Here is a 14666-nt window from a genome sequence, read left to right on the forward strand (position 1 = left end):
AGGCTAACGCTTGATATCAGCCGGGCATGGCCGCGATAATGCGGCCATGCCTTGTTCTTTTAGCAGGAGGCGCATCCATGCCAGCGAGAAAAAACCAGATCCTGATGTCCATTGCCGTGCTGGCGGCAATCGCCTGGCTGTTTCGGCCAAATCGTGATCATGCAGGGGCGACGGCGGAAACACCTCCGGCAATTGCTAAACGCACCGAACTGAAGTCCATTCGGCCGGAGGCGGTGCCCGAACCCGTGGAGGAAATGGAGCCGTTACCGCCGTCCGTGGATGCGCGTTCGCCTGCAGAGGAAGAGGCGCAACCGGAACAGGCGGATGAGCTTGAAGGTCCGGAGGTTTCGGCCGAGGCGGCGACGGAGCCGATCTTGCATCTGCTTCCCGATTGGATGTTGGAATCGGGCGATATGCGCCGGGAGCGCATCCAGATTGCCGGACACTGGGTTGACCGGGTGCGCAGCCGCTATGCCTGGCCCAATGGCAGTCTGGTTGAGGTAGAGGTGTCCGACCTCGGCTCTGACGCCAGGGAGGAGCACTTTAAAGCGCTTGGATTTGATTTTGACCTGCGGGAGGAGGCAACGAACGGAACCCTGCGACTTGCGATGGATGGCGCTGATATTATTTCCAACCTTGAATACAGCGAAGACGATGGAAGCGGGCATGTGCAGTATATCGTTAGCGGGCGCTACCTGATGGAAGTTCAGATTCAAAGCCTCCCGCAGGAATGCTTCCAGACTCTGGAAGACCGCGACCGACTACTAGAAACCCTCCAGCAACACGCATCAGAACAGACGGCAAAGTGAGCATTCAAAAAGAAAATCAGTGCGTCATTTCCCCAAAAACAGCCAAGAAAAATCACGCCTGTCATCTGTTTTGGATCGTCGTGTTTTGCGGTGAACCGCACGGCCTTATCGTCCTCTCACCGGCATGAGCATCCCGCCATCTCCAACGTATCCTACGACCCGATCACCGATCAGGTGGAGGTGCAGGGCGATCCGAATGAACCCGCCCTGTTCTTTCGGCTTCGAGGCGCGGTGGACGACTGAGCCATTTGCACCGCCCTCGATATCCACAGACTCCACAGCCAGCGCCCCGGCGTCCCCTTTCCTACACATCCTCACTTGCCAAACAAACGCCCCTTACCCTAATGTGCGCTACTCACGAACACTAACCCGATACAACCAGGACATGCATGCCCACAAAAACACAGAAAAAAATCCGAATCATCGATGTGGCGGAAGCCGCAGGGGTATCAAAGGCAACCGCGGTTTTTTCACTAAACGACCGGTATGACATTTCCATTTCAGAACCAACACGGCAAAAAGTAAAAGATACCGCCAAGCAGATGGGCTACAAGACCAACCGCATCGCTCAGGCGCTTTCCACCGGAAAGACCGGCATGGTCAACATCGTTGTGCCCTACACAAACGATCCCTTCTTCGCACGCTATATCGACAACCTACAGCAGCTGGTATCCCAAGCCCGCCTGACACCGATCGTTTCCGCGAACTACAACGAAGATGAAAACGCGGAAGAATTCATGGACCGGCTGATTTCCTGGCCCTGCGATGCCTACATCCTCTGCTACAGCAAAAACCTGGCCGCGTTCCTGAAAAGCAAACTGCCCGGCAACGATCACCCCATCGTCTATATCGGGGAAAAAATGGACGATATCGACTCGGTCTACTCGGACAACAAGCCAGCCATTAGCGCAGCGCTTCAACACCTGCTCGAAAGCAAGCGACAGGATATCACCTATGTCTCGGACCGGAAATCGCTCTACTATATCAACGACCGCTACGCGCTGTACAAAAGCCACATGAAGAAAAACGGCCGGGAACCGGTCGAACTGGTTACCCCGAAACGAACGCGCAACTCGGCCTACGAAACCACCCTCAACCACCTGGCCAACAATAAGCCGCCCCAAGCCTTTTCCTGCTACGATGACGAACTGGCGATCGGCGTACAGCGCGCGGTTCAGGACGCCGGCTACAAGGTTCCGCAGGATGTCGCCGTAACCGGATTTGATGGCATGTCGGAATGCGACTTTGTCACCCCGCGACTGACCACCGCCCTTTATCCCTACCAAGAGATGTGTCAGGCGGCCTGGGATTTCCTGCAGGCCAGAATGAATGATCCGGCGCGCGAGATCCAAACCGCTGAATTCAAGTCGCACCTGATCATCGGCGGATCGACGCAGATGCCGGACAGGAAGCCCTGCATCAACTGAATGCGCCCTATTATTCCACGCGGGAGCAACAGCGGAACTACAGCGGCGAAACCGAGGCGCGGGCCGATCAAATGGTGAAATTCAAAAAGAGTTTGCCTGGCTGGATGATCAAAAGGGGTCGGTCCTATAAAATGATGATTTAGGGTTTCCGAATCATGCCTCCCAGCGGGGGGAGAAGCTTCTGCTTAGAGCCAATCCACTGCCGGAGCACTATCTTGCAGTATATAAAAATTGTTTTTTTTCGATCAGTTCTTTTGACCCTGCATGGCTTCCAGGAAGTACTTCCCTGCTCCGGTCAGCCGGTATTTCTGCAGACGGCTTTTGGGTTTTTCAGGGATGGTCATTTCAATCAGTCCTTGTTCGATCGCCGGATTTAAATAGTTTTTGGTAAAACTCTTTCGATCACTCAGGCCGACTTTCTCCTGTAATTCTGCCCGATCCATCTCACCGGAACATATCGCAATCAATTTCTTTACAGCATGGGTGACTTGGGGGGTCTCCTCCGAAAAATCTTCGCGCTCAAAACAGATTTCGAAAAAGTTGTCGCTGATATGGAAAATATCACTGGAATAGACGCTGAGGATACGGTGCATAACTGAATCGAGTTGCACCGTCGGCGGTTATCACTGCACTTCCCAGTGGCCGCCTTTGTCCGGACCAATCCGCTTGAGTTGTCCAGCATCCTGTAGTTTTTTGATGTTTTTCTCTATGGCTCTGGGCGTAATGCCCAATTCGGCCGCCATTTCTGCAATGGTTAATTGACTACTCTCCTCCAACAATCGCAAAATTTTCTCCGAACTTTTCTCCGAACTTTTCTCCGAACTTTTCTCCGAACTTTTCTCCGAACTTTTCTCCGAACCTTTCTCCGGCGTTTCTCCGGAGAGTTCGAGTTCCAGTGCAGCCGGATCCATCGGAAAGACCGTCCGGATAAAACGGGACGAAAAGCAATAGGCTTGGCGGGGATAAACTTTCAGGATACGGGGCATACCGGAGCCGAGATATTCCACCAGCTCCAGATCTTTAAATATACGCATCAGGGTTTTGTTGCGCGGCATGGAGTAGCCTGCAAAAAAATCTTCTTGTTCCCGCCCTGCATGCACGATCCCGGCGGAGGTGATTTCGATTCGGTCAGAAAACACCTCAAATTTGGGCACCAAATCGCTGGCGTAGTCATTGTGAATGATCGCGTTAATGACGGCCTCGCGCAGGGCAACCGGATTCCACAGCGGGCGGCTGATCCGCGTGGTTGGCGTAATTTTGTTGATGATCCGGTTTTCGATTCCTTCCAGACGATCGAGCACCTGCTTGCAGGTTTTAACCAGGCAGCAATAGCCGTATTCCTTGCTTTCCAGCAGGTCGACCCGATCCGTTCCGGCATATTTGGCGACCTGCACAGAATTTCCGTTTTCGTCGGCGAGCAGGTAGGCCGCTAAGTTGAAGACCCCATCCTCTGTAAGCAGCTCCAGATTAGCGGAAAACTTATCGCCCAGCTCGAACCCGGACTCTTCATAAAAAATTCGCAACTGCTCGAAGCGGAGATCCTGTCGCGGAGAACGAATAAGGCTTAGCGAGTTATGGGTGCGGCGGGCAAACAGCTGTTCGATCATATTGACCGGCATCGGCTCGGAGGCACTGCCGACACGAAGAAAGCAGCCCTTTTCTGACATTCCATATTTTTTCAGGTAATACGGCTTTTCTGCCCCGCCCGCTGTGATGATTTTGATGATCACCTTCCCGTCATGCTCTTCACGGATCACATCAAAAAGGCCCAAACAGGAGGGCAAAATATTATTTTTCAGCCGATCCTTAATTTTGAGTTGCAGTTCATCGGTCTGATCCACCCCAACCGCATGCCCGGAATCGTCCACGCCGATATAAATGTCGCCCCCTTTTGCAGAATTCAGAAAAGCGACCACCTCTTTTTCAAGGGTGTCGGCCAGCTCAACCTTAAATTCCGTCGTGCTGTCTTCAATTCCGAATCGGCTCATTCCATTCTCCTTTTCCAATGATCTTGTCCTGCCGCAGCTTCAAGAGCAACAGCGGATGGAAACCAAGGCCTTTTTTTGACTGCGAATGGACACAACGATCCGCACGTTCCAGACATAGGAAAATATTTAGCCGTTTTTCTCACGGGTTGGAAGCCGAAGGCGAAACTATCTAAAAAATGAGGGATAAGGTTGGGATTGCAGATACAGTTGATCCACAGACCGAGCCGGGACATTAATCCCCCACGGGTCTCCGCTTATTTTCCTTCGCTTGCAGACTTTTTTCCGACCCATGGTTGAAGCTCAAATTGGAAACAACGCCTTCGAATCAAATTGGGAACCCGGCGGACCGTGGTGCTAAAAAACTTCGGGGGAAACTTCGGGTTTTGCTCACCAAAACACACTGTTTTTAAGATAGCTGCAACGCCGCTTGACACCCCGGCAAATACGTGTATCATCCTCAGTATAAGGTTGATAAAGAAACAACATGCAACGTGTTTTATGGTTTAAAAGCTGTTTAAAGTGGATGGCAATTCCAACACCCTGAAGATGCTGGTAAACCTGGGTGGGAGTGCCAACCCTGCGCTGTATCGCCCGACGGGCAAACCTGATCTGACTTCGGGAAGTTGGGATCCGGTTCCCCACGCGGACAGTCCCGACGGAACTTTCGCGGTCTCGAACTTGACCTACAGCACGACAGAGGGGACCAATTCGGCCATCTATATCGAATCCGGCGATACGAACGGTTTTTTCCGGATTGAATCTGAATAAAGCAGATTTAAGCTTAAGATTCCGAAGGGCTGGCGGAGTATCCGTCAGCCCTTTTTGTGTTTATCCGCTTACCTGCTGACGGAGCGGCTCCCCTGTCCAACATAGGCTCCAGATTAATCCACTATGCCTGTAGAGGAAAGGGCTCCGGAAACGCCTCAGTCATGATTCGATGCCCTGTAAGGCATGCTTTTGTATACATCCCGGAGAGAAAACCATGCGAAATACCAAATTCCCTTTAGCGTTGATACCCTTGCTTTGTTCCACGGTCATGGCGGGTTGGCAAAACCTCGACATCATTCAGGAAAACACCGAGGCGCCGCACGCGACGATGATGACCTATCCCGATGCCGCATCGGCCCTGAGTTTTGATCGAACGCAATCACCCTGGTTTAAGCTCTTGAACGGGGCCTGGAAATTTAAGTGGAGCGCCAGTTTCAATGACCGCCCCCGGGGATTTCAGCGCCTGAAATATAACGATTCAGACTGGGGCACGATTCCGGTTCCCTCCAACTGGCAGCTCCATGGCTACGGCATTCCGATTTATTCCAACGTACGTTATCCATTCGAAAAGAACCCTCCGGTCATTGATCCGGCCATCAACCCGGTCGGTAGCTACCGGACAACCTTTGAACTGCCCGCGGCCTGGCAGGGTCGCAAAACGCTGATCCACTTCGACGGCGTCAACTCCTGCTTTTATCTCTGGATCAACGGACAGAAGGTCGGCTACAGCGAAGGCAGCCGCACCCCCGCTGAATTCGATATCACCGAATACCTCAAGCCCGGTCGAAACCAGTTGGCGGTGCAGGTCTACCGCTGGTGCGACGGCTCCTATTTGGAGGATCAGGATTTCTGGCGTCTGAGCGGCATCTTCCGCGATGTCTATCTCTGGTCGGTTGCCGATGCCCATGTGCGCGATTTCAAGATCGATGCCGCGCTCGTCAACAATTATCGGGACGGTAAGCTGACCGTGAGCGCCGATATTGTCGGAGCCGAACAGGCGCAGTTTGTCCTGCTCGACAAAAACAGAAAATCCGTTGCCAAGGGGGTCGTGAATAACGGGGATCCACTGGTGCTGGATATTCCGACCCCTCTGGCGTGGAGCGCGGAACAGCCCAACCTCTACACCGCCCTGCTCTCCCTTGAAAAGGACGGAAAAACCGTCGAGGTCATCCCGCAGCGCGTCGGCTTCCGCACCTCGGAAATCAAGGGCAACGTCTTTTATGTCAACGGCGTAAAGCTCAAGCTCAAAGGGGTTAACCGGCATGAAACCCACCCCGACCTCGGACAAGTTCCCGACCGCGAGGCCATGCTGCGCGATATCCGAATGTTTAAGGAAAACAACATCAATGCCGTGCGTACCTGCCACTATCCCAACGATCCGGCCTGGTATGATCTGTGCGACCAGTATGGAATCTGGGTATTGGACGAAGCCAACATTGAAACCCATGCCTTCGGCAACAATCCCAAAAACAAACTGGCCAATGATCCGGCCTGGGCAGCCGCTCATGTCGATCGCGTGCGCCGCATGGCCGAGCGCGATAAAAACCACCCGAGTATCATTATCTGGAGCTACGGCAACGAAGCCGGTGGAGGTCCCAATTTCGATGCCTGTCGCGACTACATCAAGGCCAACCACCCGGAACGCCCCACCCACTACGAAGGCGACAAACGCCCCGACAACCCGTCGTCCGACTTTTTCTCCCGCATGTATGCCAACCAGGAGTGGGGTCTAAACTACAAGGGATCCAAACCCCTCGTGCTGTGCGAATACACGCATGCCATGGGCAACAGCAAACATCGGCGTCCTCTTTCCTGCGCGGCACGGTGATCAGCAGTTCGCGATCCAGTTCGCCCCCGTCGTACACCACGCGCTTTCCGCTCCCCAGATCCACACGATCCGGATCAACATGCTTGAGCCAGGGATGCGCACAGTCCTTCGCCATCCAAAGAAACAACCGCTTGACCCGCACGGACCGACAGGCCTCCAGCAGTTTCTGAACCTCCTGCGGGCGCAATGCCCCCAGTCCACCGAACACGGTACGGGCATGGTCGAATGCCGAATTGCCGTCTACACAATAGATCATCTCGAAAGCCGCGCGCTCCGGCGGCGATACCCTGACGCTAAAACCCTTGTGCTCCACCACAGTAAATGGAAGGTTCTCTGAAGAATCAAACAACTGGACACACCGGTGCACAATTTCGGCACCCCACTCCTTGCCGGAAAACCAGGCCGGCAACCGCTCGGCACCATCGCTAACCAGCAAAACAGAAGCTTCCTTCCCCATCGATAGATAATGCCCCATGCCTTTTAGCTGCAACGCACTCAATCCGGCAACGTGGACGGTCAACCCTAGCTGAGTTTGGAGGGTATGGACCGCGCCCTGCCAATCGACGGAATCCCCCTTGCGCTGATAGGCGCCGCGCCCGACCCGCTCCAGCCACCCGGAAGTGACATACCGCAAGGCCAAATCCCTCGACACACCCTGCCCGGCCAACCATGTTGGCGTGAGCACCGTACCCGGAACCAGATTTTGAAGCATCTGGTTTATTTTACTTTTACTTTGCGAATCCATAATTCGTATATACGCAACTAAACAAACCGGATCAAGCTCACGGTTTATTTTAATTCAGTTTTGCGTACTGACAGTTCGCATATACGCAGAAAAATGATCAGGCCGCCGTGGCGACGGCGAGATCAATCTCTTCCTTCGAATCTATCAGTTCTTGCGGCCGCTCAAACGCGGAGTGGCATATTTTGCATACCGCATCCAGGCACTCGCCTTTTTCAACCCAGGCCTCCTGCCCGCATATGCATTTCCACATCACCTTCCGAAGCGGTTTTTTAATCGGCTTTGCCTGTTGATCGGGAATCATCTTATCGAATGCGGAGAACCCCAATTGATCCAGCTTCGTCCGTAGCCATCCGCTCACCTGCTTCGTCACCCCGGAGCCGACCTGCGACTCGAATCCCAATGTCCCCGCAATATCCACGAATTCCCGGTTGTGGTATGAAACCGACAACATTAGAACTTATTAAAAACGTCCTTGCTGCCGACGAAACAATACCTCCCGAAGCTGCCCAAACGATAATTCAGGAACTCAGAACATCCTCTGTGATCCGAAAAGCCCGCCCAGGAACAATCAAACAGGCCGCTGAAATACTGCAAGTCCACCCTGTTACAGTCCGACGCTATGCTCAGGCCGGACTGCTCACCCCCATCCGCATCACCGCCCGGAAAGTCCGCTATGATCTTAATGAGGTTGAGGCCCTTTCCGTAACGGGACAATGATTTTCTTCTAATTACGGTGGCTCATTCAATGCATCCTGGATCCGCATAAACAGGGTAATCTCGTCATTTATTGGGGTATTATTTATTTGCCATTACCCTATTCTAGCTCCATATTACCCCCTTCCAAAAAACGGAGAATCACATGCATTCGCTCACGAAAGACTATCTAGACCGCATTGTGCTTTCCCCTAAACAGGGCTCTACATTAAGTAAAATCGGTGAATATAAAGGCAAGCAGGATCTCTTCACACAGCAGACCCCAGAAGCGTTAAACGTTCTGAAAAGAGCGGCGGTGGTAGAATCCAGCGAATGTTCCAACCGGCTCGAGGGAATCACTGCTCCACACAAACGAATCGAAGATCTTGTGCTGCGATCCACCACGCCCCAAAACAGGTCCGAGCAGGAAATTGCCGGCTACCGCGATGCACTCAACCTGATTCATGAATCCGCAATCTACATGGATTGCTCTGTCAATGTCTGCCTACAGCTTCACAACATGCTCTACCGATACCTACCAGATGAAGGTGGCCACTGGAAAATGAACGACAATGAAATTGTAGAACGAAATCCGGACGGGACTGTTCACCGGGTACGCTTCAAACCGACCGCTGCTGTTGCCACACCGCAAGCCATGGAATCTCTGGCCGATCACTACAAAGCCTGCACCGGAGAGCCACATAGTGAACCGTTACTCCTCATCCCTCTAACCGTACTCGACTTTCTATGTATCCATCCATTCACAGACGGTAATGGACGCATCGCACGGCTACTTACACTGCTGTTGCTCTACCACTTCAACTACGATGTTGGACGCTACATCAGCCTTGAACGTATATTTGAACAATCCAAGGAAACGTATTACGAATCTCTGGAAGCCAGTTCTCAGAACTGGCATACAGGCCGACACAACCCGAATCCATGGCTCAACTATTTTTGGGGAACTCTCCTTCGCGCCTATGGCGAATTTGAAGAACGAGTAGGCACCATTTCCAAAGGAAAAGGAACCAAGACCGAACTCATCCGCCAGGCGGTGGAACGAAGAATCGGCCCATTCGCAATTTCCGATGTAGAATCAGATTGTCCAGGAATAAGCCGCGACATGGTTCGTCTCGTCCTGCGCCAACTCCGTGACGAAGGAGTTATCAGTTCGCGCGGGAAAGGACGCGGTGCGAAATGGATGAAGAACCAATAGCCAGAGATTTCTTATTAGATCTCCTTGAATTTTTCGAACGCGAAACTTGCTTGCCAAATAAGTGTAACTTATGTGAAAAACACCATTGTAAACGCATAGCGATGCAGAAGAGCGCAGAATGCATTGGCTTGGGTCCCAAAACTGGTCCACCCGTTGTGTTAGCCCGGCACCAGGTTATAGGTTAAATATCTATCCAGTATAGTGGCGTTGTCAAGGCGGGGTCGGAGGGAGGCCGGAGGCCGACCGCAGAGCACGCCTTGGGTGACCATCGCAAAGCCTTTCGGTGTTTCAAGTTTCAAGCTCCTGTGCGGACGAACATGGTTGTATTCGATTCGCCAGTCTTCGATGACGACCCTTGCTTCCGACAGCGTCCATAGCTGTTCCCGTTCAAGGCATTCTTCCCTCAGCCTGCTATGGAAGCTTTCAATGAATCCATTCTGCCATGGACTGCCTGGATCAATGTAGAGCGTCCTGATGCCGGCACAGCGCAGCCACTGCTGCAACGACTGCTCGATGAACTCCGAACCGTTGTCGCTTCGGATATACTCAGGAGCACCATGCAGCTCGATTAGGCGGAACACCTGGTTAAGGACATCTTTGGCCTGGATGCGCCGGGCAACATGGATCAGGTGGCATTCCCGGGTATGCTCATCCACCACGGTCAGCATTTTAAGCCGTCCGCCACGGACCGTACGGTCATGAATAAAGTCCCAGGTCCATACGTGGCCCCGGTGATCCGCCTTCGTCGGCAGGCCTGTAGAAAGGCCCTGCCTGCGCCGTTTAGGCTTTCGCTTTGGTACCCGCAGGTCCAGCTCACGTCGAATCCGTTGAACCATCCGCTTACCCACCTTCCAACCGTCCTCCTGCAGCAGTTTGGTAATCTTCGGATAGCCCCAGCGACGATGCTTCAATGAATAGCGTTTCACGGCAGCCCGCAGGTGCTTCGTCCATGCATCCGGCTCCTTGGCTTGGTACCGGAAGGTGGATCGGTGGATCTTGAAATAGCGACAGGCCTGACGCCCGGAACAGCGGCCCTGGGTCACAAAGCCCAGAGCCACCTGTCGTTTATGCCCCGGACTCAAAGCTTTTTTTCGATCGCCTCCTGCAGGATCTCCATGCCCAGCACCTGATCGGCTACAATCTTCTTCAGTCGCCGGTTCTCCGCTTCGAGCTCCTTGAGCCGCTTGGCCTGCTTCACTTCCAGCAGCCCGAGTTCCTTCTTCCAGCGGTAAAACGTCTGCTCAGAGATGTTATACTCATCACACACCTGCAGGACGGTCAGCTCCCCATCCGCTTTGCGCAGGATACGGACCTTCTCTTCTATGCTTCTTCTCTTGCCCTTCATCTTGTCTGGCTCCTTGGGTTGAGGCGCCCAGACTAACGCATTACGTGGGCCAGTTTTCGTGGACACTGCCACGCAGCAAATAGGTCGAGTAATCGGCCCGTTCGGCCTGGCAGACCGAGGCCATCTTGCGGTGCTCCCGCAGGACACTCGGCAGCTTCAGCGTTTTAAGGTAGTGCTCGAGCAGTACATGCGACGGGGTCTTCGTGCTCATGCGCCCACCTCCTGTCCGAGCAGACGGTTGTAGTCGGCCACATCGACGCAGTCCACCTGGACCTCTCGTAGATGCTCATGGCCGTCGAGGCTGAACCGGGTGCATCGCCATTCCGGCCGGGGAATGAGGAACTGGGCAATGGCGTCTCGGGAGGAGGCCCCGCAACGCAGCCCCTGCTCAACGGCCCGGGCCAGTTCCTTGGGTGAATGCTTTTCGAGCAGACGCAGCACCTTGATGTACTCCCGGGTTCCTTCGCCATCGAGATCGGCCTCCAGCCTGCTGCGCAGATCCCGAAAGCAGGATGGCAGTTTCCAGTCTTCCAATGGCCGGGCGTGGTCGAGCCCGCCGGGCTTGCGTTCGAGCAGTGCGAGATAGTGCACGGGGTTGAAATGAACGCCGGCCTTGCCCCACAACCGGGGATGTTCGGCAATGCATTCATCGCCCCGGCAGACCACAATCCGGTCGATATAGCCCTTGACCACCGTTTCGTAGTGGGCGTAGCGCACGGGCACCGAATAATCGTTGCCGTCGAAACGCACGAGCGACAAGGAGCTGGCGGTGCAGGTTCGCACCCGGCAGGACTCGAACGGCACGACCGGCAGATCAATAAAACGGCCACGCTCATCGGCCAGCAACTGCCCCTTCGTTCCGTCCTTGCCCCGCAGTTTACGCCCAAGCTCCTCCCGGCAACGCTCTTCAAGCATGCGGTTGAGCTCATCAAAGCTACGAACCTCCGGCACCGGAACCATGAAGTTGGAACGAGTATAGCGCACCATCGATTCGACCACGCCCTTTTCGTTACCTCGGGCCACGTTGCAGAAGTGTTCCTTGAACAGATAGTGGCTCTGGAGCTGGAGGAACCCGTCGGTGAGCTTGCGTTGGTGGCGCTTCATCACCTTGGCCACCATCACCCGCTCGTTGTCGTAGCTGATACGGCAGGGTACGCCATCGAAAAAGGTGAAGGCCCTCACATGCCCATCCCAGAAAACCTCCGTGCAGATCTTTTCGTAGGCCTGCACATAAACCGCATCCGAATACGGCAGGCTCATCACGAAAAAAGCGACCTTCCGAAGCTGACCGTTTATTTTAGCCAGGGCATAGCCGAAATCCATCTGCGCCTCGCCGGGCCGATGAGCCAGCGGAATGTAGACATCCTTCAGACGCACCCGGGCGTTGCGCACGGCATCTTTCACCTGCGTATACCCGCCGGTGTATCCTTCCTCTTTCAGGCGATCAAAAATCCGCTTGGCCGTATGCCGTTGCTTTTTTGGCAACTCCCGGTCCTGCCGGAGAATCTCGTCGATCCGGCCGAGAAACGGCCCGATCATGGGCTTCGGCCTCGGCTGGGCCATCCGGTATCCCGGAGGCTTGGGGTGCGCCAGAATCTTCTCCAGCGTCTTGGTGTGAATCCTGTACTCGGCCTTAACCTGTCGCTTGCTGACGCCTTCAACAAGCACCTTTCGTCTGATGTCGGTCCACCATTGCATGTCTATGTACACTCCTTTACCTCCCGGTTCCGAAACGGTTAGGCAACCACGTTGCCCGATCCGTCCGGAAATCCGGAAGTTTTAGTTGGAGTGTTACACTTTTAGACCGCCCCGCCGCCCGGTGCACTTTTCAACCGGCGTTTACAGTTGCAGCTACCAGAGCGGCACTGGATGTTCGGAAACAATCCCGACGTTTCATATCAGCGTTCCTTACACCACAACTGAAATCGAGCAGGTCGCTTTCATCCCTTTTTTCCGAGGAAGCTCGATAATAATCGGCACACACTCCATACCGGGCACCATGTTGAAAATGCGGCCTTTCTCACTTTGCTTAATCTTCATCGGCGCGGTGGATTCCACCACCACGGTTCCTCCGGGCTTATGGATTTCAATGCGCTTGTCGGAGACCCGCGTCACCTTCTCTCCCGACGCCGACATGATCGGCACCACCAACGAAGCCCCGTTCTGGCTCACGGAGCCGTCTGCGCTTGCTGCATGAATCGTTACTCTCCCGGCATCAAACCGATATCCCAGTTTATAGTCCGAAACGTCACCCTTAAGCGGCTGATGTGCCCGATCGTTGAGACTGGCTTTTACATCGAAGCGAATCTGTTTCCCATCGTCGGCCGTTTTCACGTCCGCTTTAAGATCGTAGAGGTTGGTGAACCACGTCCCCTCCTTCGCCGTTTCAATGCGCGGCGTGAAGGCAAAGTCCTCTCCGGGCAGCGGCTGCATATTCAATGGCTCAACCATGACATAGTCGGCCATGCTGGCCGCCATGACCGTGCCCACCTTTTCATGGAAAAGCACCGCCAGCGAACCGCCCGTCGCCTGTTGGATATGCGCTTCGCCTTTCGTTTTGTATTGCGAGTCATAGGCCGATACCGTCCCGCGCCATGGCCCCCGCGCCGTCAGCCACACAGCCAGTTCGGGAAATTCCTTAATCCCATCCGCGGTCTCACGCGGCAACGGAGTGGATGTATTGACCATCGCCAACTTATCTTTGTTGTCCTGCACAAAGGCCATGACTTTCGCATGGGCAAACGTATGGTGGATGCAGGGTTTGATGCCGTGCGAAACATAGTGCGGCCCACCGTGCAGCAGGCCGTCCGCCGTGCAACGCCGCAACAGCTCCGCATTTTTATAGGCCGCCGTTCCGAAGGCCGGATTCCGCCCGGCCATCATGCTGAACCCCGGCTGGCAACCGTCCGACGTCCGGCTGCCCCAATAGCTCCACTTCGCCTGCCGGGTTCCCCAGCTGTTGTCCCACGCGCCGTCCGGCAGCATGAACTCAAGATGGCTGTTCATGGATGTGGTCAGCAGCTCCAGCAGCTCGTTATCGTTGACTTCCAGCGCATAAAGGATCGCGCCGTTCAATGACTCTTCCACATTGTAGCCCAAATCCACTGGCAGCAGGTTCCGTCCGCTCCGGTTGTCATACGGCTTCCCCTCACCAAAAAGCAGTTTATTGGGTTCGGTGAAATAGTTCTTCACGCCTTTGGCGAATTCATGGCTGCGGTCGATATACTTCTGCTCATGCAACACATGGCCGATCAGGTAGAATCCGTAAACCGACGTCAGCCCATAGTTCACATTCGTAAAATCGATCCGGGTAAATTGCTTCCAAAGGTAGCCCTCCGCCGCAAAAGCCAGCCGTTCCTTCCATGCCGCGAGTGTTTCTTCATCCAGGATTACGCCGTGGTAGTGGATCGCTTCCGCCAGCGCGATCGCCCCGAAAATGGTCGTGCCGTGCCATGACTTTGGAGGAAGGTCGTTCGTCCATCGCCCATCGTCGCCCGTCACATTCTTCGACCAGGCCATGACATTGATCGCGGCATCGAGATATTTTTGTTCGCCCGTGGCATGCGCCATGTGCATGAATGGATAAACTGCATCATGGCAACGGGCATGCACCACACCTCGCTCCGCACAGGCCGGGCACGTCAGCATGCCATGTGTCTTGGGATCGGAAGGAGCATTGATCTGGTTTGCCATCATGCCGTCGCACCAATCCTTCAACAGGTTATAGGTCAGCGCATCAAAATCATCCGCACTTCCGACCGCAGAAACACTCTTGCACCCGCTCATCGCAAAAGCCAGACCGGCGGAACCCAACGACATGCTATAGATAAAACTCTTTCGATCCATA

Annotated in this window: 15 protein-coding genes and 1 pseudogene; 6 read left to right on the forward strand and 10 right to left on the reverse strand. The window is 54.3% G+C overall.

Going from position 1 to position 14666, the window contains the following annotated elements:
• Window positions 1-77: 77 nt before the first annotated feature.
• On the forward strand, window positions 78-809 hold the full coding sequence (locus tag E9954_RS08250) for a hypothetical protein (RefSeq protein ID WP_136078723.1): 732 nt from the start codon (window positions 78-80) through the stop codon (window positions 807-809).
• A 105-nt stretch (window positions 810-914) separates the two neighbouring features.
• On the opposite strand, the gene E9954_RS08255 is transcribed toward E9954_RS08250, so the two are convergent.
• Complete coding sequence (locus E9954_RS08255) at window positions 915-1121, reverse strand: hypothetical protein (RefSeq protein WP_136078724.1); 207 nt, start codon at window positions 1119-1121, stop codon at window positions 915-917.
• Between the two features lie 77 nt (window positions 1122-1198).
• On the opposite strand from E9954_RS08255, the gene E9954_RS08260 reads away from it, so the two are divergent.
• Window positions 1199-2236: a LacI family DNA-binding transcriptional regulator gene (locus E9954_RS08260; protein ID WP_136078725.1), complete on the forward strand. Its 1038-nt coding sequence runs from the start codon at window positions 1199-1201 to the stop codon at window positions 2234-2236.
• 245 nt (window positions 2237-2481) lie between these two features.
• Here the strand turns inward: E9954_RS08260 and E9954_RS08265 are convergent, their stop codons facing one another.
• Complete coding sequence (locus E9954_RS08265; protein ID WP_136078726.1) at window positions 2482-2829, reverse strand: Fic family protein; 348 nt, start codon at window positions 2827-2829, stop codon at window positions 2482-2484.
• A 30-nt stretch (window positions 2830-2859) separates the two neighbouring features.
• Window positions 2860-4224: an RNA-binding domain-containing protein gene (locus E9954_RS08270; RefSeq protein ID WP_136078727.1), complete on the reverse strand. Its 1365-nt coding sequence runs from the start codon at window positions 4222-4224 to the stop codon at window positions 2860-2862.
• Between the two features lie 519 nt (window positions 4225-4743).
• Here E9954_RS08270 and E9954_RS08275 point away from each other — a divergent pair.
• The gene (locus E9954_RS08275) at window positions 4744-4992 is read left to right on the forward strand and encodes a hypothetical protein (protein ID WP_136078728.1); all 249 of its coding nucleotides are present in this window, start codon (window positions 4744-4746) and stop codon (window positions 4990-4992) included.
• 214 nt (window positions 4993-5206) lie between these two features.
• Window positions 5207-6820 (forward strand): glycoside hydrolase family 2 TIM barrel-domain containing protein, encoded by a 1614-nt coding sequence (locus tag E9954_RS08280; RefSeq protein ID WP_168442084.1) that lies wholly within the window; start codon window positions 5207-5209, stop codon window positions 6818-6820.
• Between the two features lie 49 nt (window positions 6821-6869).
• On the opposite strand, the pseudogene E9954_RS33865 reads toward E9954_RS08280, so the two are convergent.
• Window positions 6870-7565 (reverse strand): annotated as a pseudogene (locus E9954_RS33865) (type IV toxin-antitoxin system AbiEi family antitoxin domain-containing protein); the annotation flags it as partial.
• Window positions 7566-7662: 97 nt separating this feature from the next.
• Window positions 7663-8016 (reverse strand): hypothetical protein, encoded by a 354-nt coding sequence (locus tag E9954_RS32365; protein WP_168442085.1) that lies wholly within the window; start codon window positions 8014-8016, stop codon window positions 7663-7665.
• Between E9954_RS32365 and E9954_RS08290 the strand changes: the two genes are divergently transcribed.
• Both E9954_RS08290 and E9954_RS08295 read left to right on the forward strand, forming a co-directional pair.
• Window positions 8001-8282, forward strand: coding sequence for a helix-turn-helix domain-containing protein (locus E9954_RS08290; protein ID WP_168442086.1), 282 nt, complete (start codon window positions 8001-8003; stop codon window positions 8280-8282). The two genes, E9954_RS32365 and E9954_RS08290, sit on opposite strands and share 16 nt — an antisense overlap.
• 142 nt (window positions 8283-8424) lie before the next feature.
• Window positions 8425-9474: a Fic family protein gene (locus E9954_RS08295; RefSeq protein ID WP_136078732.1), complete on the forward strand. Its 1050-nt coding sequence runs from the start codon at window positions 8425-8427 to the stop codon at window positions 9472-9474.
• Between the two features lie 158 nt (window positions 9475-9632).
• Here the strand turns inward: E9954_RS08295 and E9954_RS08300 are convergent, their stop codons facing one another.
• From E9954_RS08300 to E9954_RS08315, 5 genes are all read right to left on the reverse strand, one after another.
• Window positions 9633-10556 carry an IS3 family transposase gene (locus tag E9954_RS08300; protein ID WP_168442087.1) on the reverse strand — a complete coding sequence of 308 codons (924 nt, stop codon included), beginning with the start codon at window positions 10554-10556 and terminating at the stop codon, window positions 9633-9635.
• Window positions 10553-10819: a transposase gene (locus E9954_RS08305; RefSeq protein ID WP_136078216.1), complete on the reverse strand. Its 267-nt coding sequence runs from the start codon at window positions 10817-10819 to the stop codon at window positions 10553-10555. The genes E9954_RS08300 and E9954_RS08305 overlap by 4 nt, the downstream gene beginning before the upstream one ends.
• Window positions 10820-10859: 40 nt before the next feature.
• Window positions 10860-11030: a hypothetical protein gene (locus tag E9954_RS32370; protein ID WP_168442088.1), complete on the reverse strand. Its 171-nt coding sequence runs from the start codon at window positions 11028-11030 to the stop codon at window positions 10860-10862.
• Window positions 11027-12517, reverse strand: a complete 1491-nt coding sequence (gene istA / locus E9954_RS08310) for an IS21 family transposase (protein WP_136078734.1) — start codon at window positions 12515-12517, stop codon at window positions 11027-11029. The genes E9954_RS32370 and istA overlap by 4 nt, the downstream gene beginning before the upstream one ends.
• 210 nt (window positions 12518-12727) lie before the next feature.
• Window positions 12728-14665, reverse strand: coding sequence for a hypothetical protein (locus tag E9954_RS08315; RefSeq protein WP_136078735.1), 1938 nt, complete (start codon window positions 14663-14665; stop codon window positions 12728-12730).
• Window position 14666: the final 1 nt, after the last annotated feature.

The sequence above is a fragment of the Pontiella desulfatans genome (genome assembly GCF_900890425.1).
GTDB lineage: Bacteria > Verrucomicrobiota > Kiritimatiellia > Kiritimatiellales > Pontiellaceae > Pontiella > Pontiella desulfatans.

Excerpts from the sequence above, each read along its gene's own strand:
- E9954_RS08250 (WP_136078723.1), top strand. The coding sequence starts at position 78 with ATGCCAGCGAGAAAAAACCAGATCCTGATGTCCATTGCCGTGCTGGCG.
- E9954_RS08255 (WP_136078724.1), bottom strand. The coding sequence starts at position 1,121 with ATGTGTAGGAAAGGGGACGCCGGGGCGCTGGCTGTGGAGTCTGTGGAT.
- E9954_RS08260 (WP_136078725.1), top strand. The coding sequence starts at position 1,199 with ATGCCCACAAAAACACAGAAAAAAATCCGAATCATCGATGTGGCGGAA.
- E9954_RS08265 (WP_136078726.1), bottom strand. The coding sequence starts at position 2,829 with ATGCACCGTATCCTCAGCGTCTATTCCAGTGATATTTTCCATATCAGC.
- E9954_RS08270 (WP_136078727.1), bottom strand. The coding sequence starts at position 4,224 with ATGAGCCGATTCGGAATTGAAGACAGCACGACGGAATTTAAGGTTGAG.
- E9954_RS08280 (WP_168442084.1), top strand. The coding sequence starts at position 5,207 with ATGCGAAATACCAAATTCCCTTTAGCGTTGATACCCTTGCTTTGTTCC.
- E9954_RS08290 (WP_168442086.1), top strand. The coding sequence starts at position 8,001 with ATGAAACCGACAACATTAGAACTTATTAAAAACGTCCTTGCTGCCGAC.
- E9954_RS32365 (WP_168442085.1), bottom strand. The coding sequence starts at position 8,016 with ATGTTGTCGGTTTCATACCACAACCGGGAATTCGTGGATATTGCGGGG.
- E9954_RS08295 (WP_136078732.1), top strand. The coding sequence starts at position 8,425 with ATGCATTCGCTCACGAAAGACTATCTAGACCGCATTGTGCTTTCCCCT.
- E9954_RS08305 (WP_136078216.1), bottom strand. The coding sequence starts at position 10,819 with ATGAAGGGCAAGAGAAGAAGCATAGAAGAGAAGGTCCGTATCCTGCGC.
- E9954_RS32370 (WP_168442088.1), bottom strand. The coding sequence starts at position 11,030 with ATGAGCACGAAGACCCCGTCGCATGTACTGCTCGAGCACTACCTTAAA.
- istA (WP_136078734.1), bottom strand. The coding sequence starts at position 12,517 with ATGCAATGGTGGACCGACATCAGACGAAAGGTGCTTGTTGAAGGCGTC.
- E9954_RS08315 (WP_136078735.1), bottom strand. The coding sequence starts at position 14,665 with ATGGATCGAAAGAGTTTTATCTATAGCATGTCGTTGGGTTCCGCCGGT.